This window comes from Roseburia sp. OF03-24 (assembly GCF_003463035.1).
Classification (GTDB): Bacteria; Bacillota; Clostridia; order Lachnospirales; family Lachnospiraceae; genus Roseburia; species Roseburia rectibacter.
In genome coordinates this window covers 78,977-96,436 of the sequence record NZ_QSCK01000002.1, presented here as the reverse complement: position 1 = coordinate 96,436, position 17,460 = coordinate 78,977, and the positions used below count along the sequence as shown (strand labels likewise).

The following is a 17,460-nucleotide window of genomic DNA, read 5'->3' as shown; positions in this document are numbered from 1 at the left end:
ATAGAAAGAAACGAGATTTTTGTATTTGCAAGAATCCCGTTTCTTTTTCTGTATAAATTTATTTGAATATGATTTATACTTTTATCAGAATTCTAAATGTTTTGAGAAACGGGAGGGTTAGTTTAGAATCATGAATGTAATGCCCGTAAATATATTAATTACAAAAGTTGCAGAAATATGTAAAAAAAATGGTGTAAAAAAATTGGTTCTTATAGGTTCATTCGCAACAGATACAGCAACTCCATATAGTGATATTGATTTTGTAGTTTATGGTGATGTGGATATGGATAAACTTGAACAGGATCTAGAAAAAATAGAAACTTTACGTAAGATAGATATTTTGGAATATAAAACAATTCGAAACCAGTATCTTTTGGAGGATATCGCAAAGTATGGAAAACAAATATATTAACAGATATAAAAATTTTTGCAGAAGTTTGAATAATTTAAAAAAAAGTAAAACAGCAGACCCGGATGCTGATTTTGTGTTAGAAGGTACTGTTCAAAATTATAATTTAACATTTGATTTATCATGGATAGTGATGAAGGATATTTTAGTCAAAGTATTGGGTATTAATGATATAGCGCTTGGATCGCCAAGAGCGAATTTACAGGCGGCATTTTCAAACAAATTGATTGATGATGATGTTTGGCTGCAAATGTTGAGAACAAGAAATCTGCTTGCTCATGATTATGATGGTGCAGTTGCAAGAGAAAATTTTGAAAAGATAACAACAGTGTATTATGATGTTTTTTATAAATTTAAAATGATAGCAGAAGAGTATTTTGAAAAGGGAATGCAGGAAGAAGACAGTTTTAAAGCCTGATAGGACGTTTCGAAGAGGGGTATTTTGTAGAAAAAGATTATCTATAGATTAAAGTGATATATTTTTTATAAGCCATTTGGACTAACTATCCAGGTGGCTATTTTTGGATGATTTATTAGAATCAGTACCATTATTTTAATATAGTCCGATATTTTCAATTTTTTCCAAAACAGGGTGATAACCGAACATATTTTCTGCTATAATAATATCTATAACCAGAAGCAGAAAGAGAGGCGGCGTCCGGACATGAATGATTCATCCCATATTTATATTGCAATCGATCTGAAATCTTTTTATGCATCTGTAGAATGTGTAAAATTAGGATATGATCCGCTGACGACAAATCTTGTCGTGGCAGACGAGAGCAGAACGGAGAAAACGATCTGCCTTGCGGTATCACCGTCATTAAAGGCATACGGTATTCCGGGACGTGCAAGATTATTTGAAGTGGTGCAGAAAGTAAAACAGGTCAATAAGGAGCGGAGAAGCCGGATTGCCGGTGGAATGTTTACGGGAAAATCAGCAGATGACAGGGAACTGAAAAATAATCCGGCACTGGAACTGACTTATATTACAGCACCACCGCGCATGGCGCTTTATATGGAAGAAAGTAACCGGATCTATGATATTTATTTAAAATATGTAGCACCGGAAGATATGCATGTTTATTCCGTGGATGAAGTATTTATGGATGTAACGCATTATCTGAAAACATATCAGATGAGTGCAAGGGAGCTTGCAGAGAAAATGATTCAGGATGTTTTAAAAGAAACCGGTGTTACGGCAACCGCCGGTATCGGTACGAATCTTTATCTGTGCAAGGTTGCGATGGATGTTGTTGCAAAACATGTGACACCGGATGCAAATGGAGTGCGGATCGCAGAGCTTGATGAGATGAGTTACCGCCGGCTGCTGTGGGATCACAGACCGCTGACAGATTTCTGGAGGGTTGGCGGTGGATACCGGAAAAAATTAGAGGCGGCAGGCCTGTATACAATGGGAGATGTTGCCCGCTGTTCATTGGGGAGGGAACAGGATTTTTATAACGAAGATCTGCTATACAGGATGTTTGGCATCAATGCAGAACTTCTGATCGATCATGCATGGGGGTATGAGCCGACCACGATCGATCTGATCAAGGCGTACAAGCCGGAGACAAACAGCATTAGTTCCGGGCAGGTATTACAGTGTCCATATGAATTTGAAAAGGGAAAGCTGATCGTCCGGGAAATGACGGATTTGCTTGTACTGGATCTTGTGGACAAACATCTGGTTACAGATCAGATGGTACTTACCATCGGTTATGATATCGATAATCTGACTGATCCGAAGCGTAAAAATGCATATCATGGGGAAGTGACCATTGACCGTTATGGAAGAAAAGTGCCAAAACACGCTCACGGTACGATCAATCTGAAAAGCCGGACTTCATCGACCAAACAGATTATGGATGCTGTTATGGAGTTGTATGACCGTATCGTAGATCCAGATCTTCTGATCCGCCGGATTTATGTTGTCGCCTGCAGACTGTCGGATGAAACTTCAGCAAAACAGGATGATACATTTGAACAGTTGGATCTGTTTACGGATTATGCGGCATTAGAAGAAAAAAAGCAGGCGGAAAAGGAAAAAATGGAAAAAGAGAGAAAACTTCAGGAGGCAGTTCTCAGTGTAAAAAAGAAATATGGGAAAAATGCCATGTTAAAGGGGATGAATCTTCAGGAAGGCGCTACAAGTATAGAACGTAACAGGCAGATCGGGGGACACAAAGCATGAGGGAACAAAATCTGTTTAAAGAAAAAGAAACACACAAATATGATGATATCATCCATCTGCCACACCATGTTTCTGTAAAACATCCGCAGATGGCATTGTTAGACAGAGCAGCGCAATTTTCTCCTTTTGCAGCACTGACGGGACATGAGGATTCAATCCGTGAGACGGCAAGACGGACAGAAGATTTTTTAGAACTTGATGAGGATAAAAAAGAACAGCTTGATGAAAAAATGCGCTGTTTACTGGAACATTTTACGGAAAAACCGGAGATTACGCTTACTTATTTTGTGCCGGATGAAAAGAAAGACGGCGGGGCCTATGTTACACACTGTGGCAGAGTGCGGAAAATAGATACCTGTCATCACAGACTTATATTTGAGGATAGAACGGAAGTTCCCCTGCAATTTATTTTTGAAATAGACGGTGAAATATTTAAAGATGCAGAGTGAAGGGATAAGAGCGGTAAATTTGACAATCGATATTCCGGATGGTATAATTTCCCGATAATAGGGATTTTTGCGCTATTGAAGAAGAATATGGAAAAGTTAAGGAGCTTGTGAGGCATGAAAAATATATGGCATATTTTTAGCGGGGATATGAAGAGACTGGTGCGCAATCCTTTTGCACTGATAATCGCAATAGGTCTTTGTATCATACCATCGCTATATGCATGGTTTAATATTTACTCGAACTGGGATCCGTATGCGAATACAAAAAATATCAAAATTGCGGTAGCTACGGAAGATGCAGGATATCAGATGGATGATGGAACCACTGTGAATATGGGTGATTCGGTCATTGAGAGCTTAAAGGAAAATGATAAGATCGGATGGGTATTTACAGACACGAAAGATGCGGCTTTAGAAGGCGTCTATAGTGGCGAATATTATGCGGCAGTCATCATCAGTTCTGATTTTACATATAGTATGTATAACGTGTTCCGGGAAGATTTTAAGGGGCCGACTATTTCTTATTATGAGAACGAAAAAAAGAATGCCGTAGCAACAAAGATCACGGATTCTGCAGTATCAACCTTAAAACAGAGTATCAATGAACAGTTTATAGAAGTGCTTGCAAGCAATATATTTGAGCAGACAAATCATATTTCAGAACAGATGGAAGAAAATGATAAGTTTGCCTATTTTCAGAGTAAACTAGAGAACCTGAATGAAAATCTGATCGGGTACAGTAAGATGATCGACACATTTATTGCCGGCAACGGAGAACTTTCACAGGCAGTTGCAGAGGCAAAAGGCAGTATTCCGGGTCTCAGTAATAAAGTATCAGATGGCGCAAAGAGTTTTGGTACGGCAAGAAGCAGTCTGGATGATACAAAAACGTCATTAAATTCGTTCAGTGAAAATGTAAATCAGACAATGACAAGTATCAATGACTCTATGAACAGGATTCGGGACAGCATTAATGCAACGAATCTTGCAGGAGATGCACAGCAGACGGCGGACAGTCTGAATCAGGCGGCATTGGACGCAGTGGAATTGCAACGGGAACTGAACCGTCTGCGGGAACATTTAAAAAAGGTGATTGTTGAGGAGAGCGTGTCGGATGATGACCGTGCTGTCATTCAGAAGATCATTGAGACGATAGAGTCGATCAATGGTGGCGCAACGGATATTGAGAAGGCAATCAGCAGCATTAACCAGATCGCAATGGGATTTTCAGGAGATTCCCAGACGGATGCGATCAATACGCAGGTGTCAGGAAGTATGGTTGCAGATGCGATCAATCAGTCTTTGTCGGATATGACACAGGTTTTAACTACCTGTTCCCAGGCAATCGCAAATATGCAGGAGATGTATACGACAAGTCTTGTCCCACAGTTAAATAATGTGATCGACAGTATGAGTCAGATGTTAAATAATGTATCAGATATTCTGAACAGATTAGATGACACTTTAGGAGATATGAATTCTGTATTTTCCGGAATTGAGACAACTGTGACAGGTGCAAATGACAGTTTAGAGCAGATTCAGACTGTTATTGACGGGGTAAGTGAAAAATTAACGAAATTGTTAGAACGTCTGAATTCGGTTGAGGATGACGAAAAGGTACAGGCGTTTATCGAGTTTATGAAGGGTGACCCGGAAGGCTATGGAGAATTCTTCTCACAGCCGGTGCTGGTTACAACGGAGGAAGTTTATCCGATTCCAAATTATGGTTCAGCAATGACACCGTTTTACTCAATTCTTGCAATCTGGGTTGGAGGAACAATCCTTGTTGCCCTGATCAAGGTAAAAGCAGAACCAAAAGATTTAGAGAATGTAAAATCATATCAGCTCTTTTTCGGAAGATATCTGTTGTTTTTTGTGATGGGACAGTTACAGGCGTTGATCATAGTATTAGGAGATATCTATATCCTGCACTGTCAGATTTTGTATCCGGGATGGTTCTGGCTGGTGGCTTCACTTGCCAGTGTTACGTTTACATTACTGATCTATTCCCTTGCACTTTCGTTTGGTGATGTGGGAAAAGCCCTTGCGGTTGTGATCATGGTAATCCAGATCGCGGGTTCAGGAGGAACATTCCCAATTGAACTTTTGCCGGCGGTTTACCGGAATATATACATATTTTTCCCGTTCCCGTATGCAATCAATGCGATGCGTGAAACGATCGGTGGTATGTATGGAAGCGACTATATGAAGAATCTGGCAGAATTGATGATCTTTGCCGTCGTAGGTCTCTTGATCGGACTGGTGATCCGTATTCCATTTGTGAAACTGAATCATTTTGTGGAAAAACGAATGGAAGATACAAAAATGATGTAACAGAAGCATAACGAAAAATAATTTTGTTATAGATAGCAGAATTGGAGAAAAAAGAATGGAAGAAAAAAGCAGATACGAGGAAATGTACGGAAAACTCGTTGCGTACGAACAGAATATCCATTTACAGAATCAAAAACGGATCAAGATCGGTCTTAAATGTATTGCAATCATTCCGCCTATATTTTTGATCCTTTTATTCTGGACAGACAGTAACAAGGTAGTTTTCCTGATCTTATGGATCGTATCATTATTTGCACTTGCAACTTATCTGATCCTTGTCGAGTATGTAGATTATAACCTGCAGGAAAAATTAAATGAGCTGCGGGATGAAGAGGATAAATCTGTGGATGTTCTTATGGGAAAACAGCTTGATGAAGTTGAGGAAAATATTAAAAATGCCATTCAGAAATTGGACGAAAAGTTTAATTCTGAGGCAGAGATTCAGAAGATAGCAGAGAACGAGGAGAAAACGGAATGAAAAATATATTTAAAATCTTTATCTCCGATATGAAAAGGATCTTTCAGAACGTGGTTGCTGTTGTGGTTATCATGGGACTTTGTGTGATTCCATGCCTTTATGCATGGTTTAATATACTTTCAAACTGGGATCCATACGGACCAAGTGCAACTTCAAACCTGAAAGTTGCAGTGGTATCCGAAGATGAAGGTGTGAGTGTGGCTGGTATTTCTGTCAACATTGGTTCATCTGTTGTCGAAGCGTTACAGGAAAACAAAGCTATGGGCTGGGTATTTACCGACACATCTGATGAGGCGGTAGATGGCGTTTACAGTGGCGAATATTATGCAGCTCTTGTTATCCCGGACGACTTTACTGAGGAAATGATCAGTTTTCTTGGCGGGCAGATTGAACATCCGGACATCATCTATTACGAAAATGAAAAGAAAAATGCAATAGCTCCTAAAATTACATCAAAAGCAAAAACTTCGGTTCAGGAACAGGTGAATTCAAGTTTTGTGAGCACACTTGCAGAGGCAATGATGCAGGTTGGGGATGCAGTTGCAGGGACGGATGTTGACGGAGGTTCTCTTGCAGATACGATTACGCAACGGCTGAATGACGTAAGTGGTGATCTGCAGAGTTACATTAATATCCTGAATTCATTTGCAAGTATTTTAAATTCTGCACAGAGTATTGTTGCGACCAGTCAGGTCATGCTTCCGGGACTTGATTCAATGGTTTCCACCGGTCAGGATACAGTAAACAGCATGGAAAGTCTGATCCTTGCCGGAAATGCGACGACAGATACGGTGACGCAGATGGTTACATACAGTTTTGATCTGGTTGAGAACAGCTTAAACAATGTGTCAATGGTTGTGTTAAATGACATGGAAAAACTGCAAAAATACGAGGATGCAGCAGGAAACGGACTGAATGCAACAATATCTGTGGTACCTTATCTGGAAAAAATGTTTAATGATTCAGTTTCGAGCTGGGAGGGCACAGCCGATGATGAAACAAGGATGCAGATTCAGAATGTCCGTGACAGGTTAAAGATGATCGAACTTGAACTGAACGGACTTGCAGAAAATGGAACTGCAACAGCGGAAGATATCAGTACCTTAAAGAGTCAGATAACAACAGAGATCGAAAACTGTAAGACAGCGCTGGATGCATTGCAGCATGCATTTGAGTATTCTGTAAAACCGCAGCTTGACTCTACAATGAATGCAATGCAGAATTCCATGATTGCGACAACATCGATTTTAAATGGTATCAATGCAGATTTTGGTGATGTGGAAAAAGTACTTTCAAAATATGAAGATACACTTGCAAACGGAAGTGCAGATTTGTATGAATCACTGGAAATGGCACAGGAATTATTTAATAAACTTACGCAGATCATCACAGACTTTACGACACTGCGTCAGGATGAACAGTACAAACAGTTTATGGAGATACTCGAGACAGATCCGCAGCAGCTTGGAAACTTTATCTCATCTCCGGTAAACCTTGATACGGTTGGAATTTATGAGATTGAAAATTATGGATCTGCCATGGCTCCATTTTATACGATACTGGCACTGTGGGTAGGTGCTCTGATCCTGGTGGCGATCATTCATGTAAAAGTAGAACCGGAAGAAGGAATCACAGATATCAAACCATACCAGGCATATTTCGGGCGTTATATTCTCTTTTTCCTGGTAGGGCAGGTGCAGACGCTGATCACAGTACTTGGAGATCTGTTTTATGTAAGGATACAGTGTCATAATCCGTTTTTATTCTGGGTTGCTGCCGCAGTCAGCAGTTTTGTTTTCACACTGTTTATCTATTCACTCACGGTTGCATTTGGAAATGTCGGTGAGGCACTTGCGATTGTTGTCATGGTTATTCAGGTAGCCGGTGCGGGTGGAACATTCCCGATTGAGACGCTGCCGCAGGTTTACCAGTCGCTTTATAAATACCTGCCGTTCCCATATGGAATGAATGCCATGAGAGAGACAATTGGCGGAATCTATCAGATGAATTACTGGATCTATGTCGGAAAACTTGCAATTTATCTGGTTATTTCACTGGTTATTGGACTTCTTGTAGCGATACCGTTCCGCAAATTGAACCATATCATTGAGAAGAGCAAAGAAAATACAGAGATTATGATATGAGTAAGCAATGAGCAGTACCACATGAAAGTAAAGCAAAAAATGGCTGCTTGCAGACATTTTTTGCTTTATTTTCATGTGATAGGGCAAATGCCCGTCAGTCCGGAAAATCATTGATTTTTCGGACGTGCACTGCAATCTAAAGTTTTGTGATATAAGATATAGGGAGTAAAAAATGTTATTGATTCGGATGGTATTACTTTTTACAGGACTTCTTATGACAATCGTGCCAGGAGTATGTACAAGAAAAGACCAGAGGGGTGATCTGAATGCCGAAAAGCGGATCAGACAGATTGGTGTCTGGTTTGTTGCTGCTGCGGTTATATGGATCATTACCGCAAAATTTATCTGAAAATGAGACTATGTTTTTGACTGGACAAAAAAATTGTTTATTGACAAAAAATTTCGATGTGATATCATAGCTTTAGTGTGATGTGTGATTAAAGTATTAAACTATTGGAGATGCAGAATGAGAAAACAGGTATTATCTCTATTAGTGGAGAATAACCCGGGTGTGACAAGTCATATTTCAGGACTTTTCAGCAGAAGAGGTTACAACATTGACAGTTTTTCTTCCGGTGTGACCGCAGATCCGAGATATACAAGGATTACGATCGTTGCGACCGGTGATGAACAGATCTTAGAGCAGATTGAGAAACAGCTTGCAAAGTTGGAAGATGTTGTTGATATCAAAAAACTTGAAAATGGCTCGTCAGTGACAAGAGAACTGATCTTGGTTAAGATTCGTGCGAAAGATACAGAACGCCAGCCAATCTTAAATGTAACGGAGATCTTTCATGGAAAAGTTGTAGATGTGACCCATGATTCGATGGTGATCGAGCTGACAGGACATCAGGATAAGTTAGATGCTTTCCTTGATCTTTTGTCCGGATATGAGATATTAGAGCTTGCACGTACCGGACTGACCGGATTGTCGAGAGGCATTTCCGATGTCGTTATGTTAGACGAAGACGGCAAAAGAGTATCATTATAACAAAATAAGCAGATAAGAATATGCAAATGCATATTTTTTATTAAGAAACCAAAACTGGAGGAAATTAATTATGGCAGCAAAAATATTTTATCAGGAAGACTGTAACCTTTCACTTTTAGACGGAAAGACGATCGCAATTATCGGCTACGGCAGTCAGGGACATGCACATGCATTGAACTTAAAAGATTCCGGATGCCATGTTATCATTGGTCTTTATGAAGGAAGCAAATCCTGGGCAAAAGCTGAGAAGCAGGGATTTGAAGTATATACAACAGCAGAGGCAGCAAAGAAAGCTGATATCATCATGATACTGATCAACGATGAAAAACAGGCAGATATGTACAAAAAAGATATCGAGCCAAACCTTGAGGCAGGCAATATGTTAATGTTTGCACATGGTTTCAATATCCATTTCGGATGTATCGTACCTCCAAAGGATGTAGATGTTACTATGATCGCTCCGAAAGCTCCGGGACATACCGTACGTTCTGAGTATCAGGCTGGAAAAGGAACACCTTGTCTGATCGCTGTTGAGCAGGATGCAACAGGAAAAGCACAGGATCTTGCATTAGCATATGCACTTGGTATCGGTGGAGCAAGAGCCGGTGTTCTTGAGACAACATTCCGTACCGAGACAGAGACAGACCTTTTTGGCGAGCAGGCAGTTCTTTGCGGTGGTGTCTGTGCATTAATGCAGGCAGGTTTCGAGACATTATGCGAAGCTGGTTATGATCCAAGAAATGCATACTTCGAGTGTATCCATGAGATGAAACTGATCGTAGACTTAATCTACCAGTCAGGTTTCGAGGGAATGAGATATTCTATCTCCAACACAGCAGAGTATGGTGATTATATTACAGGACCGAAGATCATCACAGAAGATACAAAGAAGGCAATGAAACAGATCCTTTCCGATATTCAGGATGGTACATTTGCAAAAGACTTCTTACTGGATATGTCTCCGGCAGGACGTCAGGTTCACTTCAAAGCTATGAGAAAGAAAGCTGCAGAGCATCCATCAGAGCAGGTTGGTAAAGAGATCCGTAAACTGTATAGCTGGAACAATGAAGAAGATAAATTAATCAACAACTAATTTTGAATCGATTGAAAGAGTCATCACATAGTTACTGTTTGTGGTGGCTCTTTTTTGTTTCAATACTTGACAAAAACAGGGTATATGATAAAATAAATCATGTTGTGAATAAAATACATCAGACTTTGATAAGGAATAGTAAGAATTTTTTGCTTTCTCAGAGAGCTGCCGGATGCTGTGAGGCAGTAAAGTGAAATTCCCAACTCACCTTTGAGTCCTTTTGCCCAAGCTGCCAGTTACAGTGAGTAAGCAAAAGCGTGTTGTCCGCGTTAAGGATCATAAGAGCGTATTTTTATTTTCTATGAAATCATAAGAATACGAATTAGAGTGGTACCACGGAGTAAGACAGACTTCGTCTCTAAAGATATTTTTATTTGAAAATGTCTTCCGAGACGAAGTTTTTTTTCGCAAAACAAGGAGGAAAATCCTCTGCTCGTCAGAGGACTCGCATTTTCCTTCGGAAAACAAGGAGGAAAATCCTCTGCTCCTGCAAAGGCAGTCGCATTTTGCTCCGCAAAACAAGGAGGATTATATGTCAGAACTTTACAATCACAAAGTCGTAGAGAAAAAATGGCAGAAAGTCTGGGATGATAATAAGGCTTTTGCTGCGACAGACGACTACAGCAAACCAAAATATTACGCATTGGTAGAATTTCCGTATCCGTCAGGACAGGGACTTCATGTAGGTCATCCGAGACCTTATACAGCACTTGATATTGTTGCAAGAAAGCGCAGAATGCAGGGCTATAACGTACTTTATCCGATGGGATGGGACGCATTCGGACTTCCGACTGAGAACTATGCGATCAAAAATAAGATTCATCCGAAGATCGTAACTGAAAACAATGTAAAACGTTTCAAAGAGCAGCTTCATTCTTTAGGCTATTCTTTCGACTGGGACAGAGAGATCAACACTACAGATCCGAGTTATTACAAATGGACACAGTGGATTTTCTTAAAACTATTTAAAGCAGGACTTGCTTACAAAAAAGAGATGCCGATCAACTGGTGTACTTCCTGTAAAGTAGGCCTGGCAAACGAGGAAGTTGTGAACGGTGTCTGCGAGCGTTGTGGTGCTCCGGTTGTCCGCAAGGTAAAGAGCGAGTGGATGTTAAAGATCACTGATTATGCTGAGAAACTGTTAGAGGGCTTAAATGATGTAGATTATATCGAGCGTGTCAAGGTTTCCCAGAAAAACTGGATCGGTAAATCACAGGGTGCAGAGGTAGATTTTGCGATCGCCGGAAAAGAGGACAAACTCCGTGTTTATACGACACGTTGTGATACATTATTTGGTGCTACTTACATGGTTGTATCCCCGGAGCATCCGATCATTGATAAATATAAAGACGAGTTAAAGAACTGGGATGCGATTGCTGCATACCGTGAGGAAGCTGCAAAGAAATCTGATTTTGAACGTTCAGAACTTGCAAAAGATAAGACGGGTGTGGAGATTGACGGTCTTATGGCAGTCAATCCGGTAACCGGAAAAGAAATCCCGATCTGGATTTCCGATTATGTATTAATGTCTTACGGAACAGGCGCGATCATGGCAGTACCGGCACATGATGAGAGAGACTGGGAATTTGCCAAAAAGTTCAATATTCCAATGGTACAGGTTGTTGCAAAAAATGGTGAGGAAGTTGACATCAACGAAGCGGCATTTACGGACGTTGCAACCGGTGTTCTGATCAATTCTGAGTTCTTAAACGGACTGGAAGTAAAAGATGCAAAGGCAAAAATGATTGCATTTTTAGAGGAAAAAGGTATTGGTACAGCAAAGACCAACTATAAATTAAGAGACTGGGTATTCTCACGTCAGCGTTACTGGGGTGAGCCGATTCCGATCGTTCACTGTGATAAATGTGGTTATGTGCCGCTCGATGAGAGTGAACTGCCATTGATGCTTCCAGAGGTAGAAAGTTATATGCCGACGGATAATGGAGAGTCTCCACTTGCTGCGATGACAGACTGGGTAAATACAACCTGTCCTTGCTGTGGTGGTCCTGCAAAGAGAGAGACAGATACCATGCCGCAGTGGGCTGGATCTTCCTGGTATTTCTTAAGATATACCGATCCGCATAATGATGAGGCGCTTGCAAGTCCGGAAGCATTAAAATACTGGATGCCGGTTGACTGGTACAATGGAGGTATGGAGCATACAACACTTCATCTGTTATATTCCAGATTCTGGCACAAATTCCTGTATGATGAGAAAGTAGTTCCATGTCCGGAGCCTTACCAGAAACGTACATCCCATGGTATGATCCTTGGTGAGAACGGAGAGAAGATGTCAAAATCCAGAGGAAATGTCGTAAATCCGGATGATATCGTAAGAGAGTATGGTGCAGATACATTAAGAACATATGAAATGTTTATCGGAGCATTTGATTTAAGTGCATCCTGGTCTGAAGATGGTGTAAAAGGCTGCCGTCGTTTCTTAGAGCGTGTATGGAAATTACAGGATATCATGACAGATGAAACAGGATATTCCAAAGAGCTTGAGACCAAGATGCACCAGACGATCAAAAAAGTCAGCAGCGATTATGAGAACCTGAAATACAATACCGCAATCGCAGCGATGATGGCTCTGATCAATGAGTTCTATAAGAAAAATGCTGTGACAAAGGGTGAGTATGAGACACTCTTAATTCTCTTAAACCCGGTTGCTCCGCACATTACAGAGGAACTCTGGCAGATCATCGGCGGAACAGGTTATGTATATCAGCAGAAATGGCCGGAGTTTGACGAGACAAAAACAGTCGAAAATACGGTTGAGATCGCAGTACAGATCAACGGAAAAACGAAAGGAACATTGGCAATCGGCAGAAATGATGCAAAAGATGATGTTATTGCAAAAGCAAAAGAATCAATTGCAGATAAGCTGACTGGAAACATTGTAAAAGAGATTTACGTTCCGGGAAGAATTGTCAATATTGTAATGAAATAAGATGAAAAAAGGAACAAACTTATTAGAGGGTTCCATCTGGAAGGGGATTGTGTCATTTGCAATCCCCCTCTTTTTAGGAAACCTGTTTCAGCAGTTATATAATACTGCCGATTCTCTGATCGTCGGTAATTTTCTTGGCAGTGATGCTCTTGCAGCTGTCAGTTCTTCCGGTAGTCTGATATTTCTGATGGTCGGCTTTTTTAATGGAATTGCAGTTGGTGCCGGCGTTGTCATTTCGAAATATTTTGGAGCAGCAGATTATGAAGGATTGAAAAAAGCGGTACATACCAATATTGCATTTGGTCTGGTGTCCGGCTGTATTCTGACCGCGATCGGGATGATCCTAGCTCCCCAGATCCTTGTTCTGATGGGAACGCCGAAGTCGGTACTGCCAAATTCTATTGTATACTTCAGGGTATATTTTGCCGGATCGATCGCTTTTGTTATGTACAATATCGTGATGGGGATTTTGCAGGCAGTCGGAGACAGCAGACATCCGCTTTATTATCTGATTTTTTCATCCATCGTTAATATTATACTGGATTTATTATTTGTCGGATTGTTAGGATTTGGTGTCGGTGCTGCAGCACTTGCAACGATTATTTCACAGTTTTCCAGTGCATTTTTATGTATGATGCGTCTGATGCGGACCAAAGATGTTTATCAGGTGCAGATCTCGCAGATACGTTTTCATAAGGGAATGTTAGGACAGATCATAGGGATCGGACTGCCGTCCGGTATGCAGAATTCCATCATTTCATTTGCAAATATTATTGTACAGACGAATATTAACAAATTTGGAGTGATGGCGGTTGCAGGATGTGGTGTTTATTCGAAAATAGAAGGCTTTGCATTTCTGCCGATCACCTGTTTTGCTATGTCACTCACAACGTTTATCGGACAGAATCTCGGTGCAAGACAGTATGACAGAGCTAAGAAGGGTGCATATTTTGGCATTGCATGCTCCACCGTGCTTGCGGAACTGGTTGGTGTGATTGTCTATTTTGCAATTCCGCAGCTTGCTGCAGCGTTTAACAGTGAGGCACAGGTGGTTGAATTTGCCACCAGACAGGCACATGTAGAGGCATTATTTTACTGTTTTTTGGCATTTTCCCACTGTATTGCCGGTATTATGCGCGGTGCAGGAAAATCCACAGTACCGATGTTTGTCATGCTTGCATCCTGGTGTATCATAAGGATTACATACATCACGGTTACCGTGCATTTTATCCCGAAAATCCAGGTCATCTTCTGGGCGTACCCGCTGACCTGGTCAATCAGTTCGGTGATCTTTTTGATTTACTTCTTAAAAGCGAATTGGCTGTATAGTTTTGAGAAAAAGTAAAGTTTGTTGCGCCAATTCGCTTTGCGAATATGGCTGTATAGTTTTGAGAAAAAGTAGAGTTTGTTGTGCCAATTCGCTTTGCCAACCTGGCTGTATAGTTCATGATAATAGAATGTTCGCGGAGCGTGCATTCTATTATATTGTATCTATTAAAAGTTTTTATAAAACCGGATAAATTCGGCGAGTGTTTTGGAAGGTTTTGTCGTTGTTTTATAGGCAAAACCGACCTCACGCTTATGGATTGGGATGCCAAGCGGAATCTCCACTAAGGCGCCGGAGGCGAGATCCTCTTTTACAAAACTTTTGATGACGCAGGCAACACCGACACCGATACGGGCAAAGTCGATCAGAAGATCCATGCTGGAGATATCGATGGATTCTTTGACCTGAATCTGGTTGTCGGAAAGATAGTCGTCGATATACTGGCGTGTCATATTGTTTTTATCGAGCAGCATCAGTGTTGAGTTTGTCAGAATCTGATCCTTGTGGACGCCGCGCGCGCGCAAATTCCGCAGATAGTCTTTGGTGCAGACAAAGATATCTTCGATCTCCTCGAGAAAATCAAAATGGATATTTTTTAAATTATCCGGTTTTCCTACCAGACCGATATCAATTTTATTGTCTTCAAGCAGCTCAAGTGTCTCATTTGTAGACTGGCAGGTGATGGAGATAGAGACGTGCGGGTTCTGGCGTATGAACTCCTGCAGATAAGGGAGCAGCAGATATTTACAGAGGGTTGCGCTGACGCCGATCTTTAAGTGGCCGACACCGAGTTCAATGGAGCGTTTTAATTTTTCCTCACCGAGGGTTAAAGTCTCAAAGGCGCTGCTCACATGGTCGTAGAGCAGTTTTCCCTCATCGGTTAAGACAACGCCGCGGGAACTTCTGGAAAACAGCTTGCAGCCGACACCTTCCTCTAATTTCTGGATGGATTTACTGATGGCAGGCTGGCTGATGTAGAGTTCTTTTGCAGCCTTTGAAATGTTGCCGGTATTTGCAACGGTATAAAAAATCCGGTAAGATGATAAATTCTGGTTCATGATAAAATTCCTTTCTGATACTGGATACATCAATAATTTTTCTTATTATACCATGAAGTTTAGTTATGGCAAATATATTTATTATGTATTTTTATTATAGTAATACCTGTGTTAGAATAACATACAGATAGGACAGCGAGTGTTGTTCTACACACACATCACACAAAAAAGGAACGGGCACACACCATTCCTGACACAGATTTTAATTTTTTAGGAGGATATACCCATGGGGATGACGATGACACAGAAAATCCTTGCAGCTCATGCAGGACTTCCATCAGTCAGTGCCGGACAGCTTATAGAGGCAGATTTGGATCTGGTTTTAGGCAACGACATTACTTCACCGGTAGCAATTCATGAAATGGATAAAATGAAGGTGGACGGTGTCTTTGATAAGGACAAGATCGCACTTGTGTTAGATCACTTTGTGCCGAATAAGGATATCAAATCTGCACAGCATTGTAAATGCGTCAGAGAGTTTGCCTGCCGGCATGATATTACAAATTATTTTGATGTAGGAGAGATGGGAATAGAGCATGCACTGCTGCCGGAGAAAGGTCTTACCGTGGCAGGCGATGTCATTATCGGTGCGGATTCCCACACCTGTACCTACGGTGCGCTGGGTGCATTTTCCACCGGAGTCGGCAGTACGGATATGGCGGCTGGTATGGCAACCGGAAAAGCATGGTTTAAAGTACCTGCAGCGATCAAATTTGTCCTGACCGGCAAACCGGCAAAATGGATCAGCGGAAAAGACATCATTTTACATATCATTGGAATGATCGGTGTGGACGGTGCGCTCTACAAATCAATGGAATTTGTTGGAGATGGCATTTCTTACCTTTCAATGGATGATCGTTTTACGATTGCAAATATGGCGATCGAAGCAGGTGGAAAGAATGGTATTTTCCCGGTAGATGATCTGGCAAAAGAATATATGGAAGCACATTCCAAACGTCCATATGTTGTCTATGAGGCAGATGAGGATGCAGAGTACGAGGAGACTTATACGATCGACCTCAGTACTTTAAAACCTACCGTTGCATTCCCGCACCTTCCGGAGAACACAAAGACGATCGACGAGGTCGGTGATATCAAGATCGACCAGGTAGTGATCGGTTCCTGTACAAACGGAAGGATGGATGACCTGCGTGTGGCAGCTTCTATCTTAAAAGGCAAAAAAGTAGCAAAAGGACTGCGTGTGATCGTGATCCCGGCAACACAGAAGATCTACCTCGATGCAATGGAAGAAGGACTGCTTAAGATTTTTATTGAGGCTGGTGCAGTTGTGAGCACACCGACCTGCGGACCTTGCCTTGGTGGTTATATGGGAATCCTTGCAGAGCATGAGCGCTGCGTTTCCACCACAAATCGTAACTTCGTAGGAAGAATGGGACATGTGGAGTCTGAGATTTATCTTGCCAGCCCGGCAGTAGCGGCAGCAAGTGCGATCACCGGAAAACTTTCCGGACCGGATGAAGTAGCATAGGTTTAAGAAAAAGGAGAGTAAACATGAAAGCAGCAAAAGGTCATGTATTCAAATACGGAGACAACGTAGATACCGATGTCATCATTCCGGCAAGATACTTAAATTCTTCTGATCCGAAGGAACTGGCATTGCATTGCATGGAAGATATCGATAAAGATTTCGTAAAGAATGTCAAAGCAGGAGATATCATGGTGGCAAATAAAAACTTTGGATGCGGTTCATCCAGAGAGCATGCTCCGATTTCTATAAAGGCAGCCGGAGTAAGCTGTGTTATTGCAGAGACATTTGCACGTATTTTTTACCGTAATGCGATCAATATCGGACTTCCGATCATTGAATGTCCGCAGGCAGCAAAAGAGATCGAAGCCGGAGACGAAGTGGAAGTCAACTTTGACACAGGAGTGATCACGGATGTGACAAAGGGTACCTCATATCGGGGCCAGGCGTTCCCGCCGTTCATGCAGAAAATTATTGACTGTGAGGGACTGGTCAACTATATTAACCAGAAATAAAATGAAAATCAATGAATAAGAAAATCCGTCAA

The 17,460-nt window shown here is 41.3% G+C and carries 15 protein-coding genes and 1 other annotated feature; of the genes, 14 read left to right on the top strand and 1 reads right to left on the bottom strand.

What is annotated here, in order from left to right; translation table 11 throughout:
• Positions 1-130 precede the first annotated feature (130 nt).
• The 12 genes from DXA60_RS01690 to DXA60_RS01635 all read left to right on the top strand — a co-directional run bounded on the left by DXA60_RS01690 (position 131) and on the right by DXA60_RS01635 (position 14,387).
• A complete protein-coding gene (locus DXA60_RS01690) occupies positions 131-412 on the top strand; it encodes a nucleotidyltransferase family protein (RefSeq protein ID WP_117918942.1) in 282 nt (93 codons plus the stop codon).
• The gene (locus DXA60_RS01685; protein WP_117918940.1) at positions 393-827 is read left to right on the top strand and encodes an HI0074 family nucleotidyltransferase substrate-binding subunit; all 435 of its coding nucleotides are present in this window, start codon (positions 393-395) and stop codon (positions 825-827) included. The genes DXA60_RS01690 and DXA60_RS01685 overlap by 20 nt, the downstream gene beginning before the upstream one ends.
• A gap of 246 nt (positions 828-1,073) precedes the next feature.
• Positions 1,074-2,603 (top strand): Y-family DNA polymerase, encoded by a 1,530-nt coding sequence (locus DXA60_RS01680; protein ID WP_117918938.1) that lies wholly within the window; start codon positions 1,074-1,076, stop codon positions 2,601-2,603.
• Complete coding sequence (locus DXA60_RS01675) at positions 2,600-3,052, top strand: hypothetical protein (protein ID WP_117918936.1); 453 nt, start codon at positions 2,600-2,602, stop codon at positions 3,050-3,052. Before DXA60_RS01680 ends, DXA60_RS01675 begins: the two co-directional genes overlap by 4 nt.
• Positions 3,053-3,166: 114 nt before the next feature.
• Entirely contained in the window at positions 3,167-5,386 is a 2,220-nt protein-coding gene (locus tag DXA60_RS01670) for a YhgE/Pip domain-containing protein (RefSeq protein ID WP_117918934.1), read from the top strand.
• A gap of 55 nt (positions 5,387-5,441) precedes the next feature.
• On the top strand, positions 5,442-5,864 hold the full coding sequence (locus tag DXA60_RS01665) for a hypothetical protein (protein WP_117918932.1): 423 nt from the start codon (positions 5,442-5,444) through the stop codon (positions 5,862-5,864).
• Positions 5,861-8,008: a YhgE/Pip domain-containing protein gene (locus DXA60_RS01660; RefSeq protein ID WP_117918930.1), complete on the top strand. Its 2,148-nt coding sequence runs from the start codon at positions 5,861-5,863 to the stop codon at positions 8,006-8,008. The genes DXA60_RS01665 and DXA60_RS01660 overlap by 4 nt, the downstream gene beginning before the upstream one ends.
• A 172-nt stretch (positions 8,009-8,180) precedes the next feature.
• Positions 8,181-8,357 (top strand): permease, encoded by a 177-nt coding sequence (locus DXA60_RS01655; RefSeq protein WP_243006717.1) that lies wholly within the window; start codon positions 8,181-8,183, stop codon positions 8,355-8,357.
• A gap of 117 nt (positions 8,358-8,474) precedes the next feature.
• On the top strand, positions 8,475-8,999 hold the full coding sequence (gene ilvN, locus DXA60_RS01650; RefSeq protein WP_006858753.1) for an acetolactate synthase small subunit: 525 nt from the start codon (positions 8,475-8,477) through the stop codon (positions 8,997-8,999).
• Between the two features lie 70 nt (positions 9,000-9,069).
• On the top strand, positions 9,070-10,092 hold the full coding sequence (gene ilvC / locus DXA60_RS01645) for a ketol-acid reductoisomerase (RefSeq protein ID WP_117918928.1): 1,023 nt from the start codon (positions 9,070-9,072) through the stop codon (positions 10,090-10,092).
• A 116-nt stretch (positions 10,093-10,208) separates the two neighbouring features.
• Positions 10,209-10,455: a binding site (T-box leader), on the top strand.
• A gap of 169 nt (positions 10,456-10,624) precedes the next feature.
• Positions 10,625-13,042, top strand: coding sequence for a leucine--tRNA ligase (gene leuS, locus DXA60_RS01640; RefSeq protein WP_117918925.1), 2,418 nt, complete (start codon positions 10,625-10,627; stop codon positions 13,040-13,042).
• 1 nt (position 13,043) lies between these two features.
• Positions 13,044-14,387, top strand: coding sequence for an MATE family efflux transporter (locus DXA60_RS01635; RefSeq protein ID WP_117918923.1), 1,344 nt, complete (start codon positions 13,044-13,046; stop codon positions 14,385-14,387).
• A gap of 149 nt (positions 14,388-14,536) precedes the next feature.
• Here DXA60_RS01635 and DXA60_RS01630 read toward each other — a convergent pair whose 3' ends face one another.
• Positions 14,537-15,427, bottom strand: a complete 891-nt coding sequence (locus tag DXA60_RS01630) for a LysR family transcriptional regulator (RefSeq protein WP_199536170.1) — start codon at positions 15,425-15,427, stop codon at positions 14,537-14,539.
• Between the two features lie 226 nt (positions 15,428-15,653).
• Here DXA60_RS01630 and leuC point away from each other — a divergent pair, with 226 nt between their 5' ends.
• Positions 15,654-16,916, top strand: a complete 1,263-nt coding sequence (gene leuC, locus DXA60_RS01625) for a 3-isopropylmalate dehydratase large subunit (RefSeq protein WP_117918919.1) — start codon at positions 15,654-15,656, stop codon at positions 16,914-16,916.
• 23 nt (positions 16,917-16,939) lie between these two features.
• Entirely contained in the window at positions 16,940-17,428 is a 489-nt protein-coding gene (gene leuD / locus DXA60_RS01620) for a 3-isopropylmalate dehydratase small subunit (RefSeq protein ID WP_117918917.1), read from the top strand.
• The last annotated feature ends 32 nt before the right edge of the window (positions 17,429-17,460 follow it).

What these genes read in the sequence shown, in the direction of transcription:
- DXA60_RS01690 (WP_117918942.1), top strand. Translation starts at nt 131, where the DNA reads ATGAATGTAATGCCCGTAAATATATTAATTACAAAAGTTGCAGAAATA.
- DXA60_RS01685 (WP_117918940.1), top strand. Translation starts at nt 393, where the DNA reads ATGGAAAACAAATATATTAACAGATATAAAAATTTTTGCAGAAGTTTG.
- DXA60_RS01680 (WP_117918938.1), top strand. Translation starts at nt 1,074, where the DNA reads ATGAATGATTCATCCCATATTTATATTGCAATCGATCTGAAATCTTTT.
- DXA60_RS01675 (WP_117918936.1), top strand. Translation starts at nt 2,600, where the DNA reads ATGAGGGAACAAAATCTGTTTAAAGAAAAAGAAACACACAAATATGAT.
- DXA60_RS01670 (WP_117918934.1), top strand. Translation starts at nt 3,167, where the DNA reads ATGAAAAATATATGGCATATTTTTAGCGGGGATATGAAGAGACTGGTG.
- DXA60_RS01665 (WP_117918932.1), top strand. Translation starts at nt 5,442, where the DNA reads ATGGAAGAAAAAAGCAGATACGAGGAAATGTACGGAAAACTCGTTGCG.
- DXA60_RS01660 (WP_117918930.1), top strand. Translation starts at nt 5,861, where the DNA reads ATGAAAAATATATTTAAAATCTTTATCTCCGATATGAAAAGGATCTTT.
- DXA60_RS01655 (WP_243006717.1), top strand. Translation starts at nt 8,181, where the DNA reads ATGTTATTGATTCGGATGGTATTACTTTTTACAGGACTTCTTATGACA.
- ilvN (WP_006858753.1), top strand. Translation starts at nt 8,475, where the DNA reads ATGAGAAAACAGGTATTATCTCTATTAGTGGAGAATAACCCGGGTGTG.
- ilvC (WP_117918928.1), top strand. Translation starts at nt 9,070, where the DNA reads ATGGCAGCAAAAATATTTTATCAGGAAGACTGTAACCTTTCACTTTTA.
- leuS (WP_117918925.1), top strand. Translation starts at nt 10,625, where the DNA reads ATGTCAGAACTTTACAATCACAAAGTCGTAGAGAAAAAATGGCAGAAA.
- DXA60_RS01635 (WP_117918923.1), top strand. Translation starts at nt 13,044, where the DNA reads ATGAAAAAAGGAACAAACTTATTAGAGGGTTCCATCTGGAAGGGGATT.
- DXA60_RS01630 (WP_199536170.1), bottom strand. Translation starts at nt 15,427, where the DNA reads ATGAACCAGAATTTATCATCTTACCGGATTTTTTATACCGTTGCAAAT.
- leuC (WP_117918919.1), top strand. Translation starts at nt 15,654, where the DNA reads ATGGGGATGACGATGACACAGAAAATCCTTGCAGCTCATGCAGGACTT.
- leuD (WP_117918917.1), top strand. Translation starts at nt 16,940, where the DNA reads ATGAAAGCAGCAAAAGGTCATGTATTCAAATACGGAGACAACGTAGAT.